This window comes from Streptomyces sp. SID5910, assembly GCF_009862125.1.
Lineage (GTDB): Bacteria > Actinomycetota > Actinomycetes > Streptomycetales > Streptomycetaceae > Streptomyces.
In genome coordinates, this window is sequence record NZ_WWHX01000339.1 from 1 (window position 1) to 7614 (window position 7614).

Consider the following 7614-nt stretch of genomic DNA (forward strand, 5'->3'; position numbering starts at 1 on the left):
TAGGAGTCCATGCGGCCCTCGTGCTCGTCGGGGCCGAGGACGGTGGCGAGGGGGCCGATCTCGCTCTGGCCGAAGCAGTTGTAGAAGGCGAGGTGCGGGAGGCGTTCGCGCAGCCGCTCCAGGACGGGCACGGGCATGATCGACGCCCCGTAGTAGGCCTTGCGCAGGCCGGCCAGGTCGCGGGTGGCGAAGTCGGCGCGGTTGGCGAGGCCGATCCAGACCGTGGGCGGCGCGAACAGGCTGTCCACGCGGCCGGCTTCGATCAGGTCGAAGAGGCGGTCGCCGTCCGGTGCGTCCAGGACGATGTTCGTCGCGCCGACGGCCAGGTAGGGCAGCAGGAAGACGTGGGTCTGCGCCGAGTGGTAGAGGGGCAGCGCGTGCACGGGGCGGTCGCCGGCGCCGAGGTCGAGGGCGGTGATGGCGCTGAGGTACTCGTGCACCAGGGCCCGGTGGGTCATCATCGCGCCCTTGGGCAGCGCGGTGGTGCCCGAGGTGTAGAGCAGCTGCACCAGGTCCTCGCCGTCCGGCTCGGGCCCGTCGTACCCGGGTGCCGCGACCAGCAGGTCGAGCAGACTGCCGTCGGCGTCGCGCAGGGGCAGGGTGCGTACGCCGTCGGGGAGGCGGCCGGCGAGGTCCGGGTCGGTGAGGACGAGGGTGCTGCCGGACTGGCGGACGAGGTAGGCGAGGTCGTCGCCGGTGAGGTTCTGGTTGACCGGGACGTGCACGAGGCCCGCGCGGGCGCAGGCGAGGAAGGCGATCAGATAGGCGTCCGAGTTGTGCCCGTAGGCGCCGACCCGGTCGCCGGGCGCGAGTCCCTGGTCCCGCAGGACGGTCGCCGCGCGGGAGACCGCGGTGTCCAGCTCCTCGTAGGTCCAGGAACGGTCGCGGTACTCGACCGCGACGCGCGCGGGGGTGCGTCGGGCGCTGCGCCGCAGCACCCCGTCGACCGTGCTGCGGTGTCCGGGCGTCATGGCATGATCCTCGGCCGGTACGGGGGGCGGGTCAAGACGTGTGCGGGCGGCGCCCCGACTCGTGCTGTCATGCCACTGACACGTGCACATACCGACTGGTACGCTCAGCCGCCCCTTCCCCAAAGACGTCGGGAGGCACCATGCGCATCCGCCGGAGACGACTCGTCGTCGCGGCCGTCGCCCTGCTCACCGCGGCGACCACCCTGCCCGCGGCCGCCGCGGACGGCCCCTCGGGCGGCCGGTCCGAACGGCCGTCCCGCGGCGGCCTGTCCGCCGTGGTCCGGTACACCGAGTACGGCATTCCGCACATCGTCGCGAAGGACTACGCGAACCTCGGCTTCGGCACCGGCTGGGCGCAGGCCGCCGACCAGGTCTGCACCCTGGCCGACGGCTTCACGACCGTGCGCGGCGAGCGCTCCCGGTTCTTCGGCCCGGACGCGGCGCCCGACCTCTCCCTCTCCTCGGCCGCCACGAACCTCTCCAGCGACCTGTACTTCGCGGGCGTGCGCCGGGCCGGCACGGTGGAGCGGCTGCTCGCGGAGCCGGCGCCGCGGGGTCCGAGCCGGGACGCCAAGGAGCTGATGCGGGGCTTCGCCGCGGGTTACAACGCCTGGCTGGCACAGAACCGGATCACCGACCCGGCGTGCCGGGGCGCCGCCTGGGTGCGGCCGGTCACCGCGCTGGACGTGGCGGCGCGCGGCTTCGCCCTCTCCGTGCTCGGCGGACAGGGCCGGGCGGTGGACGGCATCACCGCGGCCCAGCCGCCGGGTACGGCGTCCGGTACCGGCGCCGCGCAGGGCCCCGGCGCCGAGGCGACCGCCCGCGCCGCCCGGGAGCTGTTCGCCGCCGACGACGCGGACATGGGCTCCAACGCGGTCGCCTTCAGCGGCCGCACCACGGCGAACGGCCGCGGGCTGCTGCTCGGCAACCCGCACTACCCGTGGCAGGGCGGGCGCCGCTTCTGGCAGTCCCAGCAGACGATCCCCGGGCGGCTGAACGTCGCGGGCGCCTCGCTGCTCGGCTCGGCGACCGTGTCCATCGGCCACAACGAGCACGTCGCCTGGAGCCACACCGTCGCCACCGGCGTCACCCTCAACCTGCACCAGCTGACGCTGGATCCGGCCGACCCGACGGCCTACGTGGTCGACGGCAGGCGTGAGCGGATGACGAAGCGGTCCGTCACCGTCGCCGTGAAGAACGGCGCGCCGGTGACGAGAATCCAGTGGTGGACCCGGTACGGCCCGGTGGTGACCTCGCTCGGCGCCTCGCTGCCGCTGCCGTGGACGGCGACGACCGCGTACGCGGTGAACGATCCGAACGCCGCCAACCTGCGCGCCTCCGACACCGCCCTCGGCTTCAGCCGGGCCCGCGGCACGGACGATGTGCTGGCCTCGCTGCGCCGCACGCAGGGGCTGCCGTGGGTCAACACGATCGCCGCCGACTCGCGCGGCCACACCCTGTTCACCCAGTCCCAGGTGCTCCCCCGCGTCACCGACGAGCTGGCCGGGCGCTGCTCCACGCCGCTCGGCACGGTGACGTACCCGTCCTCGGGGCTGGCGGTCCTGGACGGCTCGCGCGGGGACTGCGCGCCCGGCCGGGACCGGGACGCGGTGCAGCCGGGGATCTTCGGCCCGTCGAGCATGCCCGTGCTGAAGGACGCGCCGTACGCGGAGAACTCCAACGACAGCGCCTGGCTGGCCAACGCGGACCGGCCGCTCACCGGGTACGAGCGGATCTTCGGCACGGTCGGCACCCAGCGGTCGATGCGCACGCGCGGCGCGGTCGAGGACGTGGCGGCGATGGCGGACCGGGGCGGGCTGACCGTACGGGACCTGCAACGGCAGCAGTTCGCCGACCGGGCCCCCGCCGGGGACCTGAGCGCGGCCGACGCCGCGAAGGCCTGTGCCGCCCTGCCCGGCTCCACGGCGACCGGCAGCGACGGCCGGTCCGTGGACGTGCGGGAGGCGTGCGGGGTGCTCGCCGGCTGGGACCGCACCATGGACACCGACAGCCGGGGCGCGCTGCTCTTCGACCGGTTCTGGCGGGCCCTCACCAGGACCGTGCCGGCCGGTGAGCTGTGGAAGGTGCCGTTCTCCCCGGCGGACCCGGTCCGCACCCCGAACACGCTGAACACGAAGGCGCCCGGTCTCGCCACCGCCCTCGCGGACGCGGTCGGCGAGCTGCGGGCCGCGGGCATCCCGCTCGACGCGCCGCTCGGGAAGCACCAGTTCGTCGTCCGCGACGGCGCCCGCATCCCGGTCGGCGGCGGCACCGAGTCCCTCGGCGTCTGGAACAAGGTCGAGCCCGTCTGGGACCCGGCGCACGGCGGCTACACGGAGGTGACCACCGGCTCCAGCTACATCCAGGCCGTCGGCTGGGACGGCGGCCGGTGCCCGGTGGCCCGTACGCTGCTGACCTACTCCCAGTCCTCCGACCCGAACTCGCGGCATTACGCGGACCAGACCCGGCTGTTCTCCCAGGAGAGGTGGGTGACGTCCCGGTTCTGCGAGCGGGACATCCTGTCGTCGCCGGCGCTGCGGATCGTCCGGGTGCGCGAACGCTGAGCGGCACCGCCCCGCGGCCCGTCCGGTGACCCACCGGGCGGGCCGCGGCCCGTGGGTCCCGCACGCCCCATTGACACGACCCATCACTGACAGGAAAGTTTCACTCCGCACGGTGATCCGGGAAAGATACTTTCAGCTTCGGCGGCGGGAGGCTCTTCGATGGCCGGTCAGGGCACGAGCGGATTCACACGGCGGCGACTGGGCGCCGGCGCCCTGGCGCTGGGCGGGGCGCTGGCGATCGCGCCGTTCGCGGCCGGGCCCGCCGAGGCCGTCGCGGACCAGGCCTCCCGCCCGACCCTCCGGCGCGGCTCGGCGGAGCGGGCCGGGCTGCTCCGCGGCCATCTGCGGCAACTGGTCACCGACGCCGAGGCGTTCCTCGGCCCCTCCCCCGCCCACCCGTGGTACGCGGGCGCCGTCCTGCTTGCCGGGCGCGGCGGCACGGTGGCGCTGCACGAGCCGATCGGCATGGCGGTGCGCTACCGGGCGTACGACGAGAAGACCGACACCGGCGTGGAGTTCCCGGCCGGGCAGCGGATCCCGATGGCCGAGGACACGGTGTTCGACCTGGCGTCGATCTCCAAGCTGTTCACCTCGCTCCTCGCCGTGCAGCAGATGGAGCGGGGCGCGCTGGAGCTGGAGGCGCCGGTCGCCTCGTACCTGCCGGACTTCGGGCGTGCGGGCAAGCAGGCGGTGACGATCCGTCAGCTGCTCACGCACACCTCCGGATTCCGGGCCTGGATCCCGTTGTACAGCGTGCCGACGTACGAGGAGAAGGTCCAGCTCGTCTTCGACGAGGCGCCGGTCAGCGCGCCCGGCACCGCGTACCTCTACTCGGACCTGAACATGATCTCGCTCCAGCTGGTGCTGGAGAAGATCACCGGCCGCACCCTGGACGTCCTGCTGCGCGAGAGGATCACCGCCCCGCTGGGCCTGCGCCGCACCCGCTACAACCCGCCGGCCTCCTGGCGGCCGAAGATCGCGGCCACGGAGGACGCGCGCCTGCCCTGGTCCGGCCTCGACCGGGGGCTGGTGTGGGGCGAGGTGCACGACGAGAACGCCTTCAGCCTCGGCGGGGTCGCCGGCCACGCGGGGGTGTTCTCCTGTGCGTGGGACCTGGCGGTGCTCGGCCGGACGCTGCTCAACGGCGGCTCCTACGGGCGGGTGCGCATCCTGCGGCCGGAGTCCGTGGAGCTGATGTTCACCGACTTCAACACCGGCTTCCCCGGCGACGCGCACGGCCTGGGCTTCGAGCTCTACCAGCACTGGTACATGGGGGCCATGGCCACGCCGCGCACCGCGGGGCACACCGGTTTCACGGGCACCTCGCTGGTGCTCGACCCGACGACCGACTCGTTCCTCGTCGTGCTGGGCAACTCCGTGCATCCGGTGCGGAACTGGCGTTCGGGGTCGGCGCCCCGGGTCGCGGCCGGCACGAACATGGCCCGTGCGGTGCCCGTCCGTCCGGCGCACGGCCGTACCGCCTGGTTCTCGGGGACGGCGAGTGCGGCGTCGGCGACCCTCACGCTGCCGGCGCTGGACACGTCCGGCGGGGGCGGGCGGCTGGATGGCTCGCTGTGGTGGGACACCGAGCCGGGGTCGGACGTGCTCGTGCTGGAGTCCAGCACGGACGGCGGGGGCACGTGGGCGCCCGTGCCCTTCACGACCACGCGACGCGGCGAGGCGCCCGAGACGCGTCCGGCGGGCTCGGTCAGCGGCTGGTCGGACCGTGTGTGGCACCGTCTGGCGGCAGATCTCCCGGCCGCCCGGGGGCTCGTGCTGCGCTGGCGGTACACGACCGACCGGCTGTACGTGGGCCGCGGGGCGTACGTCGACGGGCTGCGCGCGAAGACGGCCGGCGGCGTCCTGTTCGACGACGCGCGCCCGGCGGACGCGGCGCGGATCGAAGCGGTGGGGTGGACGCCGTCGGCCGACTAGGGCAGCCCAGGGGGGCTGTCAGTGGAACACGGCCTTCTGCACCTCGTTCGGCCCGTCGAAGCTGTTCTCCTTCAGGCCGTCGAGGCGGCTGACGACCTTGTCGTCGGCCTTGTTCTTGCGGGCGCAGTCGACGAGCGCCTTCTTGTCCGCCGGGTAGTCCATGCCGCTGAGGGCCTTCTGAAGGTCGATGGGGCTGAGGTCCGCCATGTCGGGCTCCTTGTCGTACGGATTGCGCGTGCGGAATGTCCGCTATGTCGCGGTACCCAGCCCCACCCGGCGCATGCCGGTCACCCTCCGGTACGCTCCAGCACGGCCATCGCGGCGTTGTGGCCGGGAACGCCGCTCACCCCTCCCCCGCGCACCGCGCCCGCCCCGCACAGCAGGACGTTCGCCCGGTCCGTCTCCACGCCCCAGCGCCCGGTGCCCTCGGCCGCGTGGGGCCAGGACAGGTCGCGGTGGAAGATGTGGCCGCCGGGCAGCCGGAGGTCGTGGTCCAGGTCCAGCGGCGACCTGGCCTCGATGCAGGGGCGTCCGTCGGCATCCGTGGCCAGGCAGTCCGCGAGGGGTTCGGCCAGATGGGCGTCGAGCTGGGCGAGGGTCGCCTTCAGCAGTTCCTCGCGGACCGCGTCGTTGTCCCGGGCGAAGAGGCGGGCGGGGGTGTGGAGCCCGAACAGGGTGAGGGTGTGCAGGCCCCGCTCGGCCAGGTCGGGGGCGAGGATCGTGGGGTCGGTCAGCGAGTGGCAGTAGATCTCGGACGGCGGCGCGGCGGGCGGCTCACCGGCCGCCGCCCCGGCGTACGCGGTGGCCAGCTCCTCGTAGCCCTCCGCGATGTGGAAGGTCCCCGCGAAGGCCTCGCTCGGGTCGACCGCGGGGTCGCGCAGCGCCGGCAGCCGCTTCAGCAGCATGTTCACCTTGAGCTGGGCGCCCTCGGCGGGCGGGGGCGGCGCCTGGCCGGTCAGAGCCGCGAGCTCCCGCGGGGAGGCGTTCACCAGGACGTGGCGCGCGGCGGCGACGCCCTCGCCGTCGGCCGACCGGTAGGCGACCTCGGCCGCCGTCCCGTCCGTGTCGATCCGCACCGCCTCGTGTCCGGTGGCGAGCACGGCACCCGCGGCGCGGGCCGCGCCGGCCAGCGCGTCGGTGAGGGCGCCCATGCCGCCGACCGGCACGTCCCAGGCGCCGGTGCCGCCGCCGATCACGTGGTAGAGGAAGCAGCGGTTCTGGGCCAGGGCGGGGTCGTGGGCGTCGGCGAAGGTCCCGATCAGCGCGTCGGTGAGGGCCACGCCCCGCACCAGGTCGTCCGCGAAGTGCTCCTCGATCGCCACGCCGATCGGCTCCTCGAACAGGGCCCGCCAGGCGTCCTCGTCGTCGACCCGGCGGCGCAGCTCCTCCCGGGTGGGCAGCGGCTCGGTGAGGGTTGGGAAGACCCGCTGGGCGACGTGGCCGGTCATGCCGTAGAACCGCTGCCAGGCCGCGTACTCCCGCTCCGAGCCGGTGAGCGCGGCGAACGACTCCCGGGTGCGCCGCTCGCCCCCGCCGACGAGCAGCCCGGTGGGCCGCCCGTCCCGCCGGACCGGCGTGTACGAGGACACGGTGCGGCCGCGGACGCGGAAGTCGAGGCCGAGGTCCCGCACGATCTTCCGGGGCAGCAGGCTGACCAGGTACGAGTACCGGGACAGCCGCGCGTCGACGCCGGCGAACGGCCGCGTGGACACGGCCGCGCCCCCGGTGCGGCCGAGCCGCTCCAGCACCAGCACGGAGCGCCCGGCACGGGCCAGATAGGCGGCGGCGACCAGCCCGTTGTGGCCACCGCCGACGATGACGACGTCGTAGGTACGGGATGTGCGGGGTGCGGTCATGGCTCTTGGTAGCACGAGCTGATCCCGGGCGGCCAGGGGTGGATCAGGGGGGGGCGGCCGTGGGACGAGCGGCCGGCTGGGGCAGAACGGTGCGCACTCCGCACGACCAGGTGCGCCTGGCGTGCGTGCCGCTCCGCGAGGATGCGGCAGCCGGGCGACGCCCCGGCCGGGAGCGCCGGCTCACCGGCCGTGCAGCGCCGCAGACGGCGCCGCGCCATCGGCCCGGACCGGCGCTCCACCCGCGTGTCCCGCTACCGGCCCGGCGCGTCGCCCCGGGCTGGAGTGCCC

Annotated in this window: 5 protein-coding genes; 2 read left to right on the forward strand and 3 right to left on the reverse strand. The window is 74.6% G+C overall.

What is annotated here, in order from left to right; all coding sequences use genetic code 11:
- Positions 1-971, reverse strand: a 971-nt coding sequence (locus GTW67_RS11700; RefSeq protein ID WP_161164736.1) for an AMP-binding protein, incomplete at its 3' end; no start/stop codon positions are given.
- 140 nt (positions 972-1111) lie between these two features.
- Here GTW67_RS11700 and GTW67_RS11705 point away from each other — a divergent pair.
- Both GTW67_RS11705 and GTW67_RS11710 read left to right on the forward strand, forming a co-directional pair.
- A complete protein-coding gene (locus GTW67_RS11705) occupies positions 1112-3535 on the forward strand; it encodes a penicillin acylase family protein (protein WP_161164737.1) in 2424 nt (807 codons plus the stop codon).
- A 159-nt stretch (positions 3536-3694) separates the two neighbouring features.
- Complete coding sequence (locus tag GTW67_RS11710; protein WP_161164738.1) at positions 3695-5470, forward strand: serine hydrolase domain-containing protein; 1776 nt, start codon at positions 3695-3697, stop codon at positions 5468-5470.
- Positions 5471-5488: 18 nt separating this feature from the next.
- Here the strand turns inward: GTW67_RS11710 and GTW67_RS11715 are convergent, their stop codons facing one another.
- The gene (locus GTW67_RS11715) at positions 5489-5677 is read right to left on the reverse strand and encodes a DUF2795 domain-containing protein (protein WP_161164739.1); all 189 of its coding nucleotides are present in this window, start codon (positions 5675-5677) and stop codon (positions 5489-5491) included.
- Between the two features lie 80 nt (positions 5678-5757).
- Positions 5758-7326 carry a phytoene desaturase family protein gene (locus tag GTW67_RS11720; protein WP_161164740.1) on the reverse strand — a complete coding sequence of 523 codons (1569 nt, stop codon included), beginning with the start codon at positions 7324-7326 and terminating at the stop codon, positions 5758-5760.
- Positions 7327-7614: the final 288 nt, after the last annotated feature.

Excerpts from the sequence above, each read along its gene's own strand:
- GTW67_RS11705 (WP_161164737.1), top strand. The coding sequence starts at position 1,112 with ATGCGCATCCGCCGGAGACGACTCGTCGTCGCGGCCGTCGCCCTGCTC.
- GTW67_RS11710 (WP_161164738.1), top strand. The coding sequence starts at position 3,695 with ATGGCCGGTCAGGGCACGAGCGGATTCACACGGCGGCGACTGGGCGCC.
- GTW67_RS11715 (WP_161164739.1), bottom strand. The coding sequence starts at position 5,677 with ATGGCGGACCTCAGCCCCATCGACCTTCAGAAGGCCCTCAGCGGCATG.
- GTW67_RS11720 (WP_161164740.1), bottom strand. The coding sequence starts at position 7,326 with ATGACCGCACCCCGCACATCCCGTACCTACGACGTCGTCATCGTCGGC.